Below are 18478 nucleotides of genomic sequence, written 5' to 3' on the forward strand. Positions count from 1 at the left end.
CCTTTAGGGGTACGGGGCCTAGTGGCCGAGAAGCTTCTTGATGGCCTTGACGTCGGCCTTGGCGAGAACCTGGTCCTGGTTCAGGCGGGACTTGCGCTGCGTGCTCTTGACCTCGAGGTTGTGGCGAAGTCCGGCCTGCTGCTTCATGATCTTGCCGGAGCCAGTGACCTTGAAACGCTTCTTTGTCCCAGAGTGGGTCTTCTGCTTAGGCATTCTTTTCCTCCTGTTTGGCTGCTTTGTCAGCAGCTCTATGTGCATTGGCCTCTGCCTTGGCCTCTGATTTGTTCTTCAGCGGGCCAATCACCATGACCATGTTTCGACCGTCGATGGTCGGGCTCGATTCCACAGAACCGAACTCCGCGACATCCTCGGCAAATCTCTGAAGCAGACGTACACCCTGGTCGGGACGGGACTGTTCACGGCCACGGAACAGAATCATGGCCTTGACCTTGTCGCCGGCCTTCAGGAAGCCTTCGGCGCGCTTGCGCTTGGTCTCGTAGTCGTGCTTATCAATCTTGAGGCGGAAGCGAACCTCTTTGAGGATCGTGTTCGCCTGGTTGCGCCGGGCTTCTTTCGCCTTCTGCGCAGCTTCGTACTTGAACTTGCCGTAATCCATGATCTTCGCGACCGGCGGCTTGGACGTGGGGGCTACTTCGACCAGATCGAGGTCAGCCTCCTGTGCCAGGCGCAGGGCGACATCAATCGCCACGACCCCAACCTGTTCGCCGTTGGGACCAACGAGACGGACTTCGGGGACGCGGATACGGTCATTTGTACGGGGATCGCTGATGCGTCTCTCCTCTACTCAAGCATCGTGGCTACAGCCTGACAACGGATGTCGTCCGGAGACGAAGAGGAGACAATCGCGCGCGCAATTCCTAAGTTCCAGAACATTTCCTTGTTCTGTCACTCATCAACCACGTACGGCACCCTATCTACCGTGCAAGCTGGAAACCAGCGAGCGACGGCGGAGTGCAAACAACCCGGTAACCTTTATGAAGCGGTCAAGCGCGGGTGGGAGATTATCCACTTTCGTACCGAGACTTTCATCTCGGAGCCCGGGTAAGCATAGCAGAGGAAAACAGTGAGCGACAATATCGACCAGGATTCATCCGGCCAGGCCACGCGTGACATCGCGGATGTGGCGGCGGTGGAGATCATCACGACCGCCGCGGTGCACCTGATGAGCGCCTCGGCGGTCAAGGTGGGGCTCGCCGACGACCCCGAGACCCAGATCGACCTCGATGAGGCGCGCAAGCTGATCACCGCCCTGGCCGGCCTGATCACGGCATCCGCCCCGGACATCTCGGACATGCACGCACGGAGCCTGCGCGACGGTCTGCGCTCGTTGCAGCTGGCGTTCCGCGAGGCATCTGCCATCCCCGACCCGATCGGCCAGGGCCCCGGCGAGAAGTTCACCGGCCCGGTCAACTAGCTCCGCAAGACACCCAACTGTTGCCGAATCGGACTTTTGCGCCCGCTACGCCGGGCGCAAAAGTCCGGACGGGCAACAGTTGGGCGGGGCCGGTCAGGTTTGGCAGCGCGGGCACCAGTAGGTGACCCGCTTTTCGAGTTCGCTGCGGCCCAGCTCGCCGCTCTGGATGCGCGTGCCACAACGCCGGCAGGGCTGCCGTTCCCGCCCGTAGACGAACGTGCGCATCCCCCGGCGCAGATTGCCAGTGGTGGTGCGCTCCGAGCGGTCCCGGTTGGCCGTGATCAGCCGGTGCGCCAGCGCGACGAGGCCGTCCAGGTCGGCGACCTCGCTGATCGGCCGGGTCGGCAGCACCCCGCGCAGGAAACAGAGTTCGTTCACGTAGACGTTGCCGAGACCGGCGAGGTTGCGCTGGTCGCCCAGGGCCACGGCCACAGGCTTCTCCCCCACGCTGACGATGGGCGCACCGGCCCCGCCCGCGTTGGTCCCTGCCGCGCTGGCCCCCGCCGCGCTGGGCTCTGCCGGGCTGGCCCCCGCCGCACTGTCGCCGGCCGCACGTAGCCGGCGCACTGCGTCCTCCGCGTCCCAGTCGGGGCCGAGCAGGTCGGGGCCCAGGTAGCCGAGGTGCTGCTCGTCCTCCGCGGTGGGAAAGAGCTCTAGGGTGCCCAGCTCGAACCCCACTGCCACCCAGTCCGCGGTCTCCAGCACGATGCGGGCCTGGAAGGCCGGCCGCTGCCATTTCGTGCCGTGCCGGTAGAGGTGCCAGGTGCCCTCCATCTTCAGGTGCGAGTGGATGCTGGTCTCCCCCACGTGCGCCACCAGGTGTTTGCCACGGCTGATCACCTCGTGCACCGTCTGACCGGACAGGTCGACGGTGGCGAACGCCGGCACCCGGATGTCGCACCGTGTGAGTGTGGCACCGTGCAGGGCCTCGTCGAGGCTGCGGGCACTGCGGTACACGGTGTCGCCCTCAGGCACTGAGCCTCAGCCCCCGCGGTGTCTCGGTGAAACCGGCAGCGCGCAGTGCATCCCCCACCGTGGTGCCGAGCACGAAGTCGGCGTTGACGGTCTCCACCGCGAGCTTGGGCACCCGGCCGGTGGTGACCGTCGCGGCCAGGGACCGTGTGGCCGCCAGCACGGTCTCCGATGGTGCCGCCCGCTGAGCGCCCGTGTGGCCGGATGCCCCAGGCGCCGGCGCCGAGCGTGCCGACGGTGTCCGGGATCCACCGGTGAAATCCGCGCCGGCGTCGTCGGCACCCGTGTCCGGGCCGGAACCGGTGGTGGTGTCGGAGGCGTGCGCAGTGGCGGCGGGATCGAACACGAGCATCGACTTGCCGCCACGCTCCACGTAGAGCACCAAGTGCCCGTCGACGAGTACGACCAGACCGCCGGCCTTGCGGCCCGGCCGGTGTCCGGTGCCCTCGGGCAGCGCGGGCCACGGCAGCACGGCGCCATACGGGTTGGCCGGGTCGGTGGCGGCGAGGGTCACCGCGGTGGGCGCCGAACGGTCCCCGCGCTCGGCGCGCTCACGCTGGTCGACGTAGCCGCGCATCCGGTCGATGGTGCCCGCGGTGGCGAACTGGGAGGCGCCGAGCCCCTCGACGAAGTAGCCCCGGCGGCACCGGCCCATCTCCTCGAAGCCGCTGAGAGTCTTGTACACCAGCGCGAAGCCGCCCAGCACGTTCTCGCCCATCACGGCGCCGCGGGTGACGACGCCGTAGCGTTCGAGCATGGTCTCGCCCAGGGCGTGCGCACGACGGGTGGCGGAGGTGTCGGCGACGGGCACGATCGACCAACGACCGGAGACCGTGGGCGGCCCCTGTCGGCTGGGCATGGTGGCCCGGGGCAGCGCACGACCGCGGTGCAGGCGGGCGCGCGGCGCGGCCCGGCGGGTGGAGTGCGCCGACTTGCCGCCGGAGACCAGCGAGCGCACCGGCGCGAAGGTGTCATTGCTCACCAGGCCGGACCAGACCAGGTCCCAGAGCGCCTCGACGAGCTCGCCGTCGTCCTGGCTGCCGACCGAGTCGGCCAGCTGCCGGAAGAAGTAGCCCCCGCCGCCGCCCAGGGTGGCGAGGATCTCCCGCTGCAGCGGGGTGGTCTCCAGGTCGGTGGGAACGGGCAGGGTGAGCGGCGCGGTGTCGGTCAGGTGCAGGCTCACCCAGCCGTCGTTGCCGGCCAGCGTGCCGGCGCCGGCCCAGAGCACCTCGCCGGCGTTCGTGAGCTCGTCGAGCATGCCCGGGTGGTAGTCGCTCACCCGGGCGGGCAGGATCAGGGTCTCCCAGGCGGAGGCCGGGATGCGGGCGCCCTCGAGCTGTTCGATCACGGAGACCACGCCGTCGACCCCGCGCAGCTTGCCGCCGACGTGCTGCCAGGCCGGAAGGAACCGGCCGAGGGTGGCCTGGTCGACGGGCTCGATCTCGTGCCGCAGCGCCGCGAGCGAGCGCCGGCGCAGCCGCCGCAGCACCTCGGCGTCGCACCACTCGCTGCCGCTGCCGTGCGGACGGAATTCCCCCTCGACGATGCGCCGGGCATCAGCCAGCCGGCGCAGGGCGCCCAGGGCGATGGCGCTGCCGAACCCGAATCGGGTGGCCACGTCGGCCGTGGTGAACGGGCCGTGGGTGCGGGCGTAGCGACTGACGAGGTCGCCGAGCGGGTCCTTCACGCTCTCGGTGAAGGCCTCGGGGATGCCCGGGGCCAGCGGAACGCCGAGGGCGTCGCGCAGCCGGCCGGCGTCCTCGATCACCGCCCAGCGTTCCTCGCCGGCGATACCGACCTTGAGGGCGCGGCGGGCGGCGGTGAGCGCATCGAGGTGGCCACGGGCCTCTGCCTCGGTGGCAGCGGGCGGCTCGGCCGGTGCGGATGCGTCGGGGCCGTCGGTCGCGTCGGCGTCGCCTGGAGCGTCGGGGCCGACTGTGTTGTCGGGCTCCGGCTCCCCCGCATCCGGTGCGACGGCCTCGGGCACACCGGCCGCCTGCAGCCGGGCGGCGACCTCGGCGACGGTGAGCGGGCCGAGGCCGCGGAGCAGGTCGGCGACGCCCTCCAGCCCTCGGGCGCGGCGGTCGGGGGCGAGACGCTGCAGTTCGGCGTCGGTGCGTTCCATCACGACGGGGTCGAGCAGCTCGCGCAGCTCCACCCGGCCGAGCAGTTCGGCCAGCAGGCCGGAGTCGATCGACAGCGCGGTGGCGCGGCGTTCGGCCAGCGGCGAATCGCCCTCGTACATGAACGCGGCGACGTAGCCGAACAGCAGCGCGTTGGCGAACGGGCTGGCCGAGTCGGTGCTGGTCTCCACCAGCCGGATGGCGCGGCTGGCCACCTGCCTGGTCAGCGCCACGAGCGCTGGCAGGTCGTAGACATCCTGCAGGCACTCGCGGATGGTCTCGAGGATGATCGGGAACGACGGGTATTCGCGGGCCACGTCGAGCAGCTGCGACGCCTTCTGGCGTTGCTGCCAGAGCGGAGAGCGGCTGCCCGGCCGGTACCGGGGCAAGAGCAGCGCCCGGGCGGCGCACTCGCGGAACCTGGAGGCGAACAGGGCGGAGCCGCCGACCTCGTCGGTCACCAACTGCTCGAGTTCGTCGGGGTCGAAAACGAAGAGGTCGGCGCCGGGCGGTTCGGACTCGGTGTCGGGAATGCGCACGACGATGCCGTCGTCGCTGGCGACGCAGGCGCCGTCGATGCCGAAACGTTCGCGCACCCGGGCTCCCACGGCAAGGGCCCACGGCGCGTGCACGGTGAGGCCGAACGGCGAGTGCAGGATGACCCGCCAGTCACCGAGTTCGTCGCGAAACCGCTCGACCACGAGGGTCTGGTCGGTGGGCAGGTAGCGGGTGGCGGCGCGCTGTTCGTCGAGGAAGGCCAGCAGGTTGGTGACCGCCCGCTCGTCCAGGCCCACGGCCAGGCAGCGCGCCCTGGCCTTCGCCGGCGTGAGCGCGGACACCTCGCGGAGGAACGCGCCGATGGCGGCGCCGAGTTCGGCGGGCCGGCCCAGGCCGTCGCCCTTCCAGAACGGCAGCCGGCCGGGTTCGCCGAACGCGGGCAGCACGAGCACCCGATCGTGGGTGATCTCCTGGATGCGCCAGCTCGTCGCTCCGAGCGCGAAGACGTCACCGACGCGGGACTCGTAGACCATCTCTTCGTCGAGCTCGCCCACCCGGCGGCCGGTGGCCGAGTCACCGCCGACCATGAACACCCCGAACAGGCCGCGGTCGGGGATGGTGCCGCCGCTCGTGACGGCCAGGCGCTGGGCGCCGGGCCGACCGGTGAGGAGGCCCGAGTCGCGGTCCCAGATGATGCGAGGCCGCAGTTCGGCGAACTGGTCGGACGGGTACCGGCCGGCGAGCAGGTCGAGGGTGGCCTCGTAGGCCGAACGCGGCAGGGTCGCGAACGGGGCGCTGCGCCGCACGGCGTCGAACCATTCTTCGGCGTCGATCGGTTCGAGGGCGACCGCGGCGATGGTCTGCTGGGCGAGGATGTCGAGCGGGTTCGCTGGCACCTGCAGCGACTCGATCATGCCCGACACCATCCGCTCGGCCGCGACGGTGGCGTGGATGAGGTCGGCCCGGTGCTTGGGAAAGATGATGCCGCGGGACACCTCGCCGACCTGGTGGCCGGCCCGGCCGACGCGCTGCAGGCCGCTGGCCACCGACGGCGGCGACTCCACCTGCACCACCAGGTCGACCTCGCCCATGTCGATGCCGAGTTCGAGGCTCGAGGTGGCCACCACGCAGCGGAGCCGCCCGGACTTGAGGTCGTCCTCGATCATGGCCCGCTGTTCCTTGCTGACCGACCCGTGGTGTGCGCGGGCGAGCAGCGGCTCGGCGCCCTCGCTCTGACCGCTGCCGCCCATCAGCTCGGCGGGCGGCCGGGCCGGTGGTGCGAGTACGGCGCGGGCGCCGGCGCCGGCCGCGCCATCGGCATCCCTGGCCCCGGCGAGCACCAGTTCGGCCTCGTCGGCCGCGGCGAGCCGTTCGCTGTAGATCTCGTTGAACCGGGCGGTGAGCCGTTCGGCCAGGCGCCGGGAGTTGGCGAACACGATCGAGGACGAGTGCGCGAGCACGGCGTCCACGATCGCCTCCTCCACATGCGGCCAGATCGACCCGGTCTGCGGGGCCGCGGCGGAGGTGGCGCCCTCCTGAGCGGGCACCGCGCCGAGCTGGGTCATGTCGTCGACGGGCACGACCACCCGCAGGTCGAACCGTTTCTCGTTCTTCGGCGCCACGATCTCCACCGGCGCGAGGCCGCCCAGGAACCGGGCCACCTCCGAGGCCGGCCGCACGGTGGCGGACAGGCCGATGCGCTGGGCCGGCTTGGCCAGCAGGGCGTCGAGGCGTTCGAGGGAGACGGCGAGGTGCGCGCCGCGTTTGCTCGCCGCGACGGCGTGGATCTCGTCGATGATCACGGTGTCGACGCCGCGCAGCGACTCGCGGGCGGCGGAGGTGAGCATCAGGAAAAGCGACTCGGGGGTGGTGATGAGGATCTCGGGCGGCGATTTCACGAGCGCGCGCCGGTCCGCCGCCGGGGTGTCGCCGCTTCGCACGCCCACGGTCACCCGCACAGGTGCCAGGCCTAGCCGTTCGGCGGCCTGGCCGATGCCCACGAGCGGAGCGCGCAGGTTGCGTTCCACGTCCACGCCGAGGGCCTTGAGCGGCGAGATGTAGAGCACCCGGGTGCCGGTGGGCGCTGCGGATGCCGCGGATGTGGCTGACGCTGAGCGTGCAGCGGACCCCGACGGCGCGGATGCGTCTCCGGCGGATTCGGCCGGCCCCGAACCTGCCGGGGTGCCGGTATCAGTGGAGGCAGGTGCGACGCCGGTTGCGGCGTCCACCACGGCGGCCTCACCGGTGGAGGCCGAGTACAACCGGTCGAGCGCCCAGAGGAATGCGGCCAGGGTCTTGCCCGACCCGGTGGGGGCGACGACGAGGGTGTGCGAACCGCGGGAGATGGCATCCCAAGCGCCGAGCTGCGCCTCGGTGGGAGCGTCGAACGCGCCGGAGAACCACGTGCGGGTGGCCGGTGAGAGGCGCTGGAGAATCTCCGTCATCCCCCTATCCTCCCCGATACCCCTGACATCGCTCCGGAAGCCGCCCCCAACACCGGCCGATGCCGCCTCAACTGTTCCCCGTGCGGACTTCTGCGCCCGGCACGCCGGGTGCAATTGTCCGCTTCGGCAACAGTTACCTGGCCGGCGGGACGGATGCGGGGCGCGGCGGGCGGGTCAGGCGGAGGCGACCAACTGCACGCGCAGGGAGTCGACGCCCGTGGCGATCACGTCGTCGGCGGCCCAGCGGGCGGCCAGGCGGGCCAGGGTGGCGTCGAGGTCGGCGCGGCTGAGACCGTCGACGAGTTCCAGTCGCACGATCAGCTCCGGCCCGGTCAGCCGGGCGTGCGGGTCCCCGGCGGTGAGGCTCACCGAGAGCGCGGCCAGTTCGGTCGTGATCGATTCCTCGAACGCGGCGGCAACCTGGCGGCTGGCGTAGCTGGGGGTCCACGGGAGGGACTGCGCGATCGCCCACAGCGCGGGCCGGCGCACGACGAACTCGGTCTCCGCGGTGGGGTCGAGCACCACAAGGTCGGTGTCCTCCTGCGCGGCGGCGAGGGCCACCCGGGCGGCATCGGCGGGAACCGGCCTGGCCTCGGCGTTCCAGCGGCGCATCGCGGCGGCCGAGGAGAACACCGGCAGCACGGCACGGCCGTCCGGTCCGGCCACCGTGATGATGGAGAGCTCCTGGGTCTTGTCGACCCGCAGCCCGTGCTCCCCGACAGCGTCGGCCTGCCCGTCGTCGGCGCCGAGCGCGGTGACCAGCGGGATGAGCAGGCGCGCCGATCTGAGGGCGTCGATCACGCCCTCCTCCCCCAGTTCCCTGGCCCGGAACCGGGCGAGCGCATCGAGCAGCACGGCCGGCGCGAGACCGTCGTCGTCGCCGAAGTCGGCGTGGTCGAGCGACCGGCCGGCCCAGGGCTGACCGGCGGAGTCCGCCCCGCCGTCCGGCCGGCCGGTGGAGCCGAGGTTATGCGCCGGAGACATCCAGCGCCTCGGCGAGGGTGAAGGCGCCGGCGTAGAGCGCCTTGCCCACGATCGCGCCCTCCAGGCCGAGCGGAACGAGTTCGCGGAGCGCCGCAATGTCGTCGAGGCTGGCGATGCCGCCCGATGCGATCACGGGGCGGTGGGTGCGCTCCATGACCTCACGCAACAGTTCGATGTTCGGTCCCTTGAGGGTGCCGTCCTTGGTGACATCGGTGACCACATAGCGGGTGCAGCCGGCTTCTTCGAGCCGCTCGAGCACCTGCCACAGGTCGCCGCCGTCCTTCGTCCAGCCGCGGGCGGCGAGAGTCGTGCCGCGCACGTCGAGGCCGACGGCGATGGCGTCGCCGTACTGCGCGATCACGCTGGCGGCCCACTCCGGGTTCTCCAGGGCGGCGGTGCCGAGGTTGATGCGCTTGACGCCGGTGTTCAGGGCCGCCTCGAGCGACTCGTCGTCGCGGATGCCGCCGGAGAGTTCCACATTCACACCGCGGAGCTGCTTGATGACCTTCTTGAGCACGCTCGTGTTGTTGCCCCGCCCGAACGCGGCGTCGAGGTCGACGAGGTGGATCCACTCGGCGCCCTGGTTGGCCCAGTCGAGCGCGGCATCCATCGGGTCGCCGTAGTTGGTCTCGGTGCCGGCCTCACCCTGGGTGAGCCGCACGGCCTTGCCGTCGGCGACGTCGACGGCCGGCAGGAGGACCAGCTTCGGGGTTTTGTTGAACTCGCTCATGGTGGTGCCTTTTCATGATTGTGCGGCCGCATGGTCGGCGGCCGGCGGGTGGGAAGACTAGTCGCGCAGCGTGCCGAGCCAGTTCGACAGCAGGCGGATGCCGGCGTCGCCGCTCTTCTCGGGGTGGAACTGGGTGGCCGTCAGCGGCCCGTTCTCGACCGCGGCCAGGAAGGGTGCGCCGTGGTTGGCCCAGGTGAGCCGGGGAACGGGGAAGGGCGGCATCACGTCGAGCGTCCACTCCTGTGCGGCGTAGGAGTGCACGAAGTAGAAGCGCTCCTCCTCCAGGCCGCGGAAGAGCACCGAGTCGGGGTCGGGCGTGACGGTGTTCCAGCCCATGTGCGGCAGCACCGGCGCCGGCAGCGCCGTGACGGTTCCCGGCCATTCGCCGAGGCCCTCCGACTCGACGCCCCGTTCGACGCCGTGTTCGAACATGACCTGCATGCCCACGCAGATGCCCATCACCGGGCGGCCGCCGGAGAGCCGTTTGTCGATGATGTCGCCGCCGTGCGCATCGTTGAGCGCCGTCATGACCGCGCTGAACGCCCCGACCCCGGGCACCAGCAGGCCGTCGGCCTCGAGCGCGAGCTTGCGGTCACCGGTCAGGGTGACGTCGGCGCCGGCCAGCTCGAGCGCCTTGACGGCCGAGTGCACATTGCCGGTGCCGTAGTCGAGCACGACGACGCTTGTCATAGGGCGCCCTTGGTGGACGGGATGCCGGAGACCAGCGCGTCGTACGCCTTGGCCTGGCGGAAGGCGCGGGCGAAGGCCTTGAACTCCGCCTCGGCGATGTGGTGCGGGTCGCGGCCGCCGACCACGGTGACGTGCACGGTGAGCGCGGCGTTGAAGGCGATGGCCTCGAACACGTGCCGCACCATCGATCCGGTGAAGTGGCCACCGATGAGGTGGAATTCGAACCCGGCCGGCTCGCCCGTGTGCACGAGGTAGGGGCGGCCGGAGATGTCGACGACGGCCTGCACGAGCGCTTCGTCCAGCGGCACGAGGGCGTCGCCGTACCGGGAGATGCCGGACTTGTCGCCGAGGGCCTGCTTGATGGCCTGGCCGAGCACGATGCCGATGTCCTCGACGGTGTGGTGCACATCGATCTCGATGTCGCCCTTGGCATGCACGGTGAGGTCGGTCAGCGAGTGCTTCGCGAAGGCCGTGAGCAGGTGGTCGTAGAACGGCACGCTGGTGTGGATGTCGCTCACCCCGGTGCCGTCCAGATCGATCGACAGGTCGATGCTCGATTCGCTCGTTTCGCGCTGGAGGTGGGCACGGCGAGGCGAGGGCGTGACGTTGGTCATGCGCCTAGTTTATTCGGCTGCCGGGCGCAGCCGCGCGATGGCCGTCAGGAAGGCGCTGGTCTCGGCTTCGGTGCCGGCCGATACGCGCAGGTGACCGGGGATGCCGACGTCGCGGATGAGGATTCCCTCGGCGAGCAGAGCTTCGAAGGTGGCGTGCGGGTCGGTGACCCCGCCGAAGAGCACGAAGTTGCTGCCGCTGCGCAGCGGGCTGAAACCGAGGGCGCGCAGTTCGGTCACCAGGCGGTCCCGCTGCACCCGGATGTCATCGACCATCGCGAGCATCTCACCGGTGTGGGCGAGCGCGGCCACGGCCGCCGCCTGGGTGAGCGCGGACAGGTGGTACGGCAGGCGCACCAGGCGGAGCGCATCCGTGACGGCCGGGTCGGCGGCGAGGTAGCCCAGGCGCACCCCCGCGAAGGCGAAGGCCTTGCTCATGGTGCGGGAGACCAGCAGGCGTTCACGCCCGCGCAAGAGGCTGAGCGCACTCTCCGTGCCGGCGGGGGCGAATTCGGCGTAGGCCTCGTCGACCACCACGATGCCGTCGGTGGCGTCGTAGACCGCCTCGATCGTAGCCAGCGACAGGGGCGTGCCGGTGGGGTTGTTCGGAGAGCAGAGGAACACGATGTCGGGCGAGGTCTCGCGCACCCAGCGGGCGGCGGTCTCCGGCGACAGCTCGTAGTCGGCGTCCCGCCCGCCGGCGATCCAGCGGGTATCGGTGCCGGAGGCGAGGATCGAGTACATCGAATAGGTCGGCGCGAAGCCGAGCAGGGAACGGCCCGGTCCGCCGAAGGCCTGCAGCACCTGCTGCAGCACCTCGTTGGAGCCATTGGCGGCCCAGATGTTGTCGCGGGTGAGGCCGTGGCCGAGGTAGCCGGCGAGATCGTCGCGCAGCTGGGTGAACTCCCGGTCGGGGTAGCGATTCACGGTCAGGATCGCGGCGGCGAGGGCCTCGGCGATGTCCGCGGCGACCTTCGGCGGAATCGGGTGGGTGTTCTCGTTCACGTTCAGCGCCACCGGCACGTGCAGCTGCGGTGCACCGTAAGGGATTTGTCCGCGGAGGTTGGCGCGCAGGGGCAGGTCGTCGAGGCTGGTCACCCGAACAAGCTTAGTTGCGTGCGCTGGGGACCTCTCCCGGCGGCTGCCGGGAGGTGTCGGCTCAGTAGCCGGCGGGGAGGGCCAGGCGCTGGCCGGGCTGCACGGCGTCGGACGCGAGCTGGTTGAGGTTGACGATGTCGGCTATGACGTCGCGCGGGTCCTGGGTGGGGGCGATGGACTCGGCCAGCTGCCAGAGCGACTGTCCGGATTCGATGGTGACGTAGTCGAACGCCGCCGCTCCGACTCCGGTCGTGCCCTCTGCGGCAGCGACGCCGCCGTTCACGGCGACGACGATGGAACCGAGCACCAGCGGCAGTGCCGCGAGGGTCGTGAAGACGATCCGGCCACGGCGGGTGAGCCGCAGGTGGGTGCGCGGGGCGGATGCGACCTGGGTGGCGTTCTCGCGGCTGTCGCCGACGATGCTCAGCCGTGGGGCGTTCGGGCGAGAAGTGTTCGAACCTCCGGTACCCGAACCGGGCTTTAGTGCGTATGCTGCGCTCATGTCAGACCTCCTGGTAACGCATCCGGCCCTCGGCCGGGAGGGCCGGATGCGAATCTATGTTCCGAATATAACTTCGAATGTTCGAACAATCAACCCTGTTTGCGGATAATATATAGACGGATTCGGCAACACACTCGAATGCATGTCTAGAAACCGTCGCTGTTTGGCTACAGTTTCGATTGGGTAGCTGTACTCAAACAGAGACCTCCGACATTGGCTCCAGCAGGCCTCATCAGCAGCAGATCGCCGGCCGGAATCACCAGCCGGAGAGACCCACCGGCCAGCCATGAACACCGGCCGGCCGGGCTCACCAGCCAGACCTACTCACCGCCAGACCAAGCAGAGGAGCGACAACGTGGCCCAGCAGAGCACACCTCGGGACAAAGGCACCACGCGGCGCCGTAAGACCCTGAGTGACAAACAGCGTGCCGTCATGGACGTCATCCAGCGCTCGGTGCGCGACCGCGGGTATCCGCCGAGCATGCGGGAGATCGGCGACGCCGTGGGCCTCTCTTCTCTGTCGAGCGTGACGCACCAGCTCCACCAGCTGCAGCTGAGCGGGTACCTGCGCCGCGACCCCAACCGGCCGCGCGCGCTCGAGGTGCTCATCGAGGTGCCGCAGTCAGGCGACGACGTCGTGCCCGGCGCACCCGATGACTATCAGGCCGGCATCCAGGTGGGTGACGCGGCGATGGTGCCGCTCGTCGGCCGCATCGCCGCCGGTATCCCGATCATGGCCGACCAGCAGATCGACGAGATCTTCCCGCTCCCCCGCCAGCTGGTGGGCAAGGGCGAACTGTTCATGCTCAAGGTGGTCGGTGAGTCGATGATCGACGCCGCGATCTGCGATGGCGACTGGGTGGTCATCCGCCAGCAGAAGACGGCCGAGAACGGCGAGATCGTCGCCGCGATGCTCGACGGTGAGGCCACCGTCAAGGTGTTCCGCCAGCGCGACGGCCACACCTGGCTGCTGCCCCGCAACACCAACTTCGAGCCCATCCTGGGCGACTACGCCGAGGTTCTCGGCAAGGTCGTCGCCGTGCTCCGGTCGGTCTAAGCAGCTTCCCTGCCCGAAACAGGCCCGGCTCCCCCACGGGGAGCCGGGCCTGTTCGCGTTCGGTGCGCTGGGTGCGCTGCCGGGATCAGACCAGCGTCGCCCGCACGGCGCGGGTGGCGTCCACGATGTTGCGGAGCGACTCGACGGTCTCCGCGTACCCGCGGGTCTTCAACCCGCAGTCCGGGTTCACCCAGACCTGGCGGGCGGGGATCGATTCGAGGGCCCGCTCGAGCAGCTCGGTGATCTCGGCCACGCCGGGCACCCGCGGCGAGTGGATGTCGTAGACGCCCGGGCCGATGCCGTGGTCGAAGCCGCTGGTCTGGATGTCCGCCACGACCTCCATCTTCGACCGCGCCGCCTCGATGCTGGTCACGTCGGCATCCAGGTTGCGGATGGCGTCGATGACGACGCCGAATTCTGAGTAGCAGAGGTGGGTGTGGATCTGCGTCGCGTCGGCCACCCCGGCCGTGGCCAGCCGGAACGAGCCCACCGACCAGTCCAGGTAGTCGGCGTGGTCCTTCTTCTTCAGCGGCAGCAGTTCCCGCAGGGCGGGCTCGTCGACCTGCACCACCTGGATGCCCGCGGCCTCCAGGTCGCCGATCTCGTCGCGCAACGCCAGCGCCACCTGGCGGGCGGTCTCCCCCAGCGGCTGGTCGTCACGCACGAACGACCAGGCCAGGATGGTGACCGGTCCGGTGAGCATGCCCTTCACGGGCTTCTCGGTGAGGCTCTGGGTGTAGCTGGACCACTCAACCGTGATCGGCGCCGGGCGGGACACGTCGCCCCAGAGGATCGACGGGCGCGTGCACCGGCTGCCGTAGGACTGCACCCAGCCGTTTTCGGTGACGGCGAAGCCGTCGAGGTTCTCGGCGAAGTACTGCACCATGTCGTTCCGTTCGGGTTCGCCGTGCACAAGCACGTCCAAGCCGAGGTCCTCCTGGAGCTGCACGACCCGGCCGATCTCGGCGCGCATGAGTTCCTGGTAGTCGGCGGGGGCGAGCTCGCCGGAGACCAGGCGGGCGCGGGCGCGGCGGATCTCGCCGGTCTGCGGGAACGACCCGATCGTCGTAGTCGGCAGCGGCGGCAGAGCGAGCACAGCCTCCTGCGCGGCCAGACGGGTCTCGTAGTCGCCGCGACTGAAGTCGGCCGGAGTGAGCGAATCGAGCCTGGCGCGCACAGCGCCGTCGCGTACCCCCGGTGACACCCGGCGGGCGGCGAGAGAGGCCGTGGCGGCGTCGAGGTCGGCCTGGATGGCCGCTTGGCCCTTGGTGAGGCCACGGGCCAGGGTGGCGATCTGGCCGATCTTCTGGTCGGCGAAGGCGAGCCATCCGACAAGGTCCGCGCCGAGCGTGCTCTCGTCGGTCACGTCGTGCGGCAGGTGCAGCAGGGAGGTCGAGCTGGACACGGCGATCTTGTCGCTCAGCGCGCTGAGCCGGCCGACGGTCTCGAAGGCCGCCGCGAGGTCGCCGCGCCAGATGTTGTGGCCGTCGATCACGCCGGCGACCAGGACGGTGTCGCCCAGCCCGGCCGGGCTGGTGGGCACCGTGCCGCGCACGAGATCGAGTCCGATCGCCTCGACCGCGGATGCGGCCAGCACGGGCAGCGCGTCATCCAGGCTGCCGTAGGGTGCTGCCACGAACAGCGCGGGCCTGTTCGGGACGGCGCCGAGCACAGCGTAGGCCCGCGCGAGGGCCGCCAGGGCGGTGTCCCGCGGGATGTCGATGCTCTCACTGACCAGTCCGGGCTCGTCCAGCTGCACCCACTCGGCGCCCGCAGCGGCAAGGCGTTCGATCAGCGTCGCGTACACGGGCAGCAGGTCGTCCAGGCGGTCGAGCGGGTGGAACCCGGCCGGGGTGTCGCTCGACGGCTTGGCGAGGAGTAGGAACGTGACCGGGCCGACGATGACCGGGCGGGTGAGGAATCCGGCGGCCACTGCCTCCTCGAATTCGCGCACGATGCGGTCGCTGGCGAGCGAGAAGGTGGTCTCCGGGCCGATCTCCGGCACCAGGTAGTGGTAGTTGGAGTCGAACCACTTGGTCATCTCCAACGGCAGGTTCTCTCCCGCGCCGCGCGCCAGGGTGAAGTATCCGGCCAGGTCGAGGTGACCGTCGGCGTCGACGAGGTCGGCGAACCGGGCGGGGATGGCGCCGACGGTGACCGCCGCATCCAGCACCTGATCGTAGAAGGAGAAACTCTCCGGGATCGACGAGTCGGTGCGCCCCAGGCCCAGCCCGACGAGCCGTTCCCTGGTGGTGTTCCGGAGCGCCGCGGCGGTGGCCTCGAGCTCATCGGCGTCGATCCGGCCGGCCCAGAACGATTCGACAGCCTTCTTGAGTTCGCGGCGGCGCCCGATTCTCGGGTAGCCGAGGATCGTTCCGGTGGGGAATGCGGAAACGGTGGTGGTCATCAGTAGTCCTTCGTGGAGTGAGTACCGGCAGTGGCGCTGGCAGCGGGGCTGGTGGAGGCAAAGGTCGAGGGCGGGCACTGGGATGCGGCAACCGGTGCGGCCGGCGCGAGCGCCCCCGCCCGGTCGAGAACGGCGAGCACGGTCTCGTGCTGGTTGAAGGCATAGAGGTGCAGGCCGGGAGCGCCGCCCGCGATGAGTTTCTCGGCCAGCGCGGCGGCATGGCTGATGCCGATCTCCCGCTGGCCTTCGACGGTGGGTTCCACTTCGAGCTGGATGGACAGCTCGGCGGGCAGCTCCTCGCCGGAGAGCTCGAGGATGCGCCGGAGCCGGCCCGGGCTGGTCACCGGCATGATGCCGGGCAGGATCGGGAATTCGACGCCGGCCTCCCTGGCCCGCTGGATGAAGCTCAGGTAGTGGTCGGCGTGGAAGAACAGCTGGGTGATGGCCAGGTTCGCGCCGGCGGCCTGCTTGGCCAACAGGGTGTCGATGTCCTGGGCCGTGGAGCGCGAGCGCGGGTGCCCGTTCGGGAAGGCGGCGACGGCGATGCGCACGTGCTCGCGTTCGGTCTTGACCGCGCGAGCCTGCGGCAGTCCGGGGATCGGTGTCTCCTGGTAGGGCACCCGTTCGGCCTGCACCCGGTGGATGAGCTGAACGAGCTCGCCGGCGCTGTGCAGGTCGCCGAGGAACGCGTCATCCTCGGTCGATCCCGCCGGCGGGTCCCCGCGCAGGGCGAGGAAGCTGCGCACGCCGGCGTCGAGGAACTCGCGGATCAGGCTGCTGGCCTGGGCATGTGAGGACCCCACGCAGGTCAGGTGCGCCATCGGGTCCACCCGGGTGGCCGTGCGGATGTAGCGCAGCACGTCGAGGGACGAGGTGCGGGAGGAACCGCTGGCCCCGTAGGTCACCGAGATGAATTCGGGGCCGGCCGCGGCCAGGGAGTCGATGGTGGCGTGCAGGGCCGTCGCGGCGGCATCCGTCTTGGGCGGGTACAACTCGAACGAGAACGGGGTGCTCGGCGGACAGGCAGGGTCTGCAGATGTGGACGCAACGGCTGCGCTCATGGTTCCTCATTCGGCATGGTCGGTACAACTCGAAGGGCCGGGCGGCCGCGGACCGCCGGCGTGAAAAACCAGGCGGTCGATCGCGGGCGGGTGCCGGGCTCGGCTGTCGCTCCATGCCGGGCGGATGGTGCTCCCGGCAACGAATGAGATGACTCTAACAACGGGCCTCAGCGGCGCGCATCCGCATAGCCGAATGTTACGTTCGCGGCCATAATGGGGCCATTAAACGCCGCCAGGCGGCACTCGCGTCTCCGGGGAGATGCGGGTGCCGCCTGGCGGGCGGAACGGGTACTAGGCGGTGACGGCAGGTGCCACCACGAACGGCGTGAACTGGGCCTCGATACCGGGCGACACGAGCGCCGTCACGAGGGTACCGGTTTCGGCGTAGTCCAGCGCGAGGACCTTTCCCTGGCCGTGCAGGATCGGGATGAGGTCACCACGGTCATACGGAATGAGCAGGTCGAGCCGGATTTCCGGGCGAGGAAGCATGGTCTCGACGGCCGTGAGCACGGCATCGATTCCCTCGCCGGAGCGCGCCGAGACGAAGATCGCCTGCGGCGAGAGTCCGCGCAGCACGAGTCGGTCGTCGTCGCTGACCAGGTCGCTCTTGTTGAACACGACCAGCTCGGGGATGGCGCTGGCGCCGACCTCGCCGATGACTTCCCGCACGGTGGCCAGCTGGCTGGCCGGGTCGGGGTGTGACGCGTCGACGACGTGGATGATGACGTCGGAGTCCGCGACCTCCTCGAGGGTGGAGCGGAACGCCTCCACCAACTGGTGCGGCAGGTTTCGCACGAAACCGACGGTGTCGGTGAAGGTGTACAGCCGTCCGTCCGCGGTGCTGGACTTGCGCACGGTGGCGTCCAGGGTGGCGAACAGGGAGTTCTCGACGAGCACCCCGGCCTTGGTGATGCGGTTGAGCAGGCTGGACTTGCCGGCGTTGGTGTATCCGACGATGGCCACGGAGGGCACCGCGTTGCGCTTGCGGTTGGCGCGCTTGGCCTCGCGGGCGGGTTTCATCTCGATCATCTGCTTGCGCAGCCGGGACATCCTCGTATGGATGCGGCGACGGTCCAGTTCGATCTTCGTCTCACCGGGTCCGCGCGAGCCCATGCCCGCTCCGGTGCCACCGACCTGGCCACCGGCCTGGCGGGACATCGAGTCGCCCCAACCGCGGAGGCGTGGGAGCAGGTAGGCCAGCTGGGCCAGTTCGACCTGCGCCTTGCCCTCCCGGCTCTTGGCGTGCTGGCTGAAGATGTCGAGGATCACGGCGGTGCGGTCGATGACCTTCACCTTGACTACGTCTTCGAGGGCACGCCGCTGGCTGGGTGCCAGTTCGGAGTCGGCGATCACGGTGTCGGCACCGAGCGCGGCCACGATGGAGGCCAGTTCGAGGGCCTTGCCCTTGCCGAGGTAGGTGCTGGGGTCGGGGGTGGCGCGGCGCTGCAACAGGCCGTCGAGCACGGTGGCGCCGGCGGTTTCGGCCAGGGCGGCGAGTTCGCGCATGGAGTTCTCGGCGTCGAGCAGGCTGCGGGCGGAGTAGACGCCGATCAGCACCACGTTCTCGAGACGCAGCTGGCGGTATTCGACTTCGGTGACGTCTTGGAGTTCGGTGGAGAGCCCGCCCACGCGGCGCAGGGCGTTGCGGTCTTCACGCTCGGTCTGTTCGCCGTCGTGGTCGCCGCCGTCGAAGCCGCCGTCGGCCGGGCGGGCCTGCAGGGCCTGCGCCGATCCGCTGGCGAAGAGGGAGTAGCCGGACGAACGGCTCTCGGCGCTGGCCAGCACGCGCGCAACTACATCGTCATCGTCGTGTGGAGCGGTTGATTCAGTCATTGCTTTAACTCTAGTTCCTCTTCTTTCGATAAG

The 18478-nt window shown here is 69.9% G+C and carries 15 protein-coding genes; 2 read left to right on the top strand and 13 right to left on the bottom strand.

What is annotated here, in order from left to right:
• Positions 1 to 18: 18 nt before the first annotated feature.
• Positions 19 to 213 (bottom strand): 50S ribosomal protein L35, encoded by a 195-nt coding sequence (rpmI, locus tag DOE79_RS04760; RefSeq protein ID WP_066594389.1) that lies wholly within the window; start codon positions 211 to 213, stop codon positions 19 to 21.
• Positions 206 to 790, bottom strand: a complete 585-nt coding sequence (infC, locus tag DOE79_RS04765) for a translation initiation factor IF-3 (protein WP_084020755.1) — start codon at positions 788 to 790, stop codon at positions 206 to 208. Before infC ends, rpmI begins: the two co-directional genes overlap by 8 nt.
• Positions 791 to 1084: 294 nt before the next feature.
• On the opposite strand from infC, the gene DOE79_RS04770 reads away from it, so the two are divergent.
• Complete coding sequence (locus DOE79_RS04770) at positions 1085 to 1435, top strand: DUF1844 domain-containing protein (protein ID WP_120337506.1); 351 nt, start codon at positions 1085 to 1087, stop codon at positions 1433 to 1435.
• 93 nt (positions 1436 to 1528) lie between these two features.
• Here DOE79_RS04770 and DOE79_RS04775 read toward each other — a convergent pair whose 3' ends face one another.
• The 8 genes from DOE79_RS04775 to DOE79_RS04810 form a co-directional block, all read right to left on the bottom strand.
• A complete protein-coding gene (locus tag DOE79_RS04775) occupies positions 1529 to 2410 on the bottom strand; it encodes a DNA-formamidopyrimidine glycosylase family protein (RefSeq protein WP_120337507.1) in 882 nt (293 codons plus the stop codon).
• A complete protein-coding gene (locus DOE79_RS04780; RefSeq protein ID WP_120337508.1) occupies positions 2403 to 7472 on the bottom strand; it encodes an Lhr family ATP-dependent helicase in 5070 nt (1689 codons plus the stop codon). The genes DOE79_RS04775 and DOE79_RS04780 overlap by 8 nt, the downstream gene beginning before the upstream one ends.
• 174 nt (positions 7473 to 7646) lie before the next feature.
• On the bottom strand, positions 7647 to 8456 hold the full coding sequence (locus DOE79_RS04785) for an SseB family protein (RefSeq protein WP_120337509.1): 810 nt from the start codon (positions 8454 to 8456) through the stop codon (positions 7647 to 7649).
• Positions 8440 to 9186: a bifunctional 1-(5-phosphoribosyl)-5-((5-phosphoribosylamino)methylideneamino)imidazole-4-carboxamide isomerase/phosphoribosylanthranilate isomerase PriA gene (priA, locus tag DOE79_RS04790; protein WP_120337510.1), complete on the bottom strand. Its 747-nt coding sequence runs from the start codon at positions 9184 to 9186 to the stop codon at positions 8440 to 8442. Before priA ends, DOE79_RS04785 begins: the two co-directional genes overlap by 17 nt.
• A 57-nt stretch (positions 9187 to 9243) precedes the next feature.
• On the bottom strand, positions 9244 to 9876 hold the full coding sequence (hisH, locus tag DOE79_RS04795) for an imidazole glycerol phosphate synthase subunit HisH (protein WP_120337511.1): 633 nt from the start codon (positions 9874 to 9876) through the stop codon (positions 9244 to 9246).
• Positions 9873 to 10490, bottom strand: a complete 618-nt coding sequence (gene hisB, locus DOE79_RS04800) for an imidazoleglycerol-phosphate dehydratase HisB (RefSeq protein ID WP_120337512.1) — start codon at positions 10488 to 10490, stop codon at positions 9873 to 9875. Before hisB ends, hisH begins: the two co-directional genes overlap by 4 nt.
• Before the next feature lie 9 nt (positions 10491 to 10499).
• Positions 10500 to 11585 (bottom strand): histidinol-phosphate transaminase, encoded by a 1086-nt coding sequence (locus tag DOE79_RS04805; protein ID WP_120337513.1) that lies wholly within the window; start codon positions 11583 to 11585, stop codon positions 10500 to 10502.
• A 61-nt stretch (positions 11586 to 11646) separates the two neighbouring features.
• A complete protein-coding gene (locus DOE79_RS04810) occupies positions 11647 to 12087 on the bottom strand; it encodes a LysM peptidoglycan-binding domain-containing protein (protein WP_120337514.1) in 441 nt (146 codons plus the stop codon).
• Positions 12088 to 12520: 433 nt separating this feature from the next.
• On the opposite strand from DOE79_RS04810, the gene lexA reads away from it, so the two are divergent.
• Entirely contained in the window at positions 12521 to 13144 is a 624-nt protein-coding gene (gene lexA / locus DOE79_RS04815) for a transcriptional repressor LexA (protein ID WP_236900901.1), read from the top strand.
• An 85-nt stretch (positions 13145 to 13229) separates the two neighbouring features.
• On the opposite strand, the gene metE is transcribed toward lexA, so the two are convergent.
• The 3 genes from metE to hflX form a co-directional block, all read right to left on the bottom strand.
• Positions 13230 to 15551 carry a 5-methyltetrahydropteroyltriglutamate--homocysteine S-methyltransferase gene (gene metE, locus DOE79_RS04820; protein ID WP_120337516.1) on the bottom strand — a complete coding sequence of 774 codons (2322 nt, stop codon included), beginning with the start codon at positions 15549 to 15551 and terminating at the stop codon, positions 13230 to 13232.
• Complete coding sequence (locus tag DOE79_RS04825) at positions 15551 to 16612, bottom strand: methylenetetrahydrofolate reductase (RefSeq protein WP_120337517.1); 1062 nt, start codon at positions 16610 to 16612, stop codon at positions 15551 to 15553. Before DOE79_RS04825 ends, metE begins: the two co-directional genes overlap by 1 nt.
• A 291-nt stretch (positions 16613 to 16903) precedes the next feature.
• Positions 16904 to 18445, bottom strand: coding sequence for a GTPase HflX (hflX, locus tag DOE79_RS04830; RefSeq protein ID WP_066594369.1), 1542 nt, complete (start codon positions 18443 to 18445; stop codon positions 16904 to 16906).
• Between the last annotated feature and the right edge of the window lie 33 nt (positions 18446 to 18478).

Source organism: Cryobacterium soli, assembly GCF_003611035.1.
Classification (GTDB): domain Bacteria; phylum Actinomycetota; class Actinomycetes; order Actinomycetales; family Microbacteriaceae; genus Cryobacterium; species Cryobacterium soli.

Bases quoted from the DNA above. Each gene is read 5' to 3' on its own strand.
- rpmI (WP_066594389.1), bottom strand. From the start codon at position 213: ATGCCTAAGCAGAAGACCCACTCTGGGACAAAGAAGCGTTTCAAGGTC.
- DOE79_RS04780 (WP_120337508.1), bottom strand. From the start codon at position 7,472: ATGACGGAGATTCTCCAGCGCCTCTCACCGGCCACCCGCACGTGGTTC.
- DOE79_RS04785 (WP_120337509.1), bottom strand. From the start codon at position 8,456: ATGTCTCCGGCGCATAACCTCGGCTCCACCGGCCGGCCGGACGGCGGG.
- priA (WP_120337510.1), bottom strand. From the start codon at position 9,186: ATGAGCGAGTTCAACAAAACCCCGAAGCTGGTCCTCCTGCCGGCCGTC.
- hisH (WP_120337511.1), bottom strand. From the start codon at position 9,876: ATGACAAGCGTCGTCGTGCTCGACTACGGCACCGGCAATGTGCACTCG.
- hisB (WP_120337512.1), bottom strand. From the start codon at position 10,490: ATGACCAACGTCACGCCCTCGCCTCGCCGTGCCCACCTCCAGCGCGAA.
- DOE79_RS04810 (WP_120337514.1), bottom strand. From the start codon at position 12,087: ATGAGCGCAGCATACGCACTAAAGCCCGGTTCGGGTACCGGAGGTTCG.
- lexA (WP_236900901.1), top strand. From the start codon at position 12,521: ATGGACGTCATCCAGCGCTCGGTGCGCGACCGCGGGTATCCGCCGAGC.
- metE (WP_120337516.1), bottom strand. From the start codon at position 15,551: ATGACCACCACCGTTTCCGCATTCCCCACCGGAACGATCCTCGGCTAC.
- DOE79_RS04825 (WP_120337517.1), bottom strand. From the start codon at position 16,612: ATGAGCGCAGCCGTTGCGTCCACATCTGCAGACCCTGCCTGTCCGCCG.
- hflX (WP_066594369.1), bottom strand. From the start codon at position 18,445: ATGACTGAATCAACCGCTCCACACGACGATGACGATGTAGTTGCGCGC.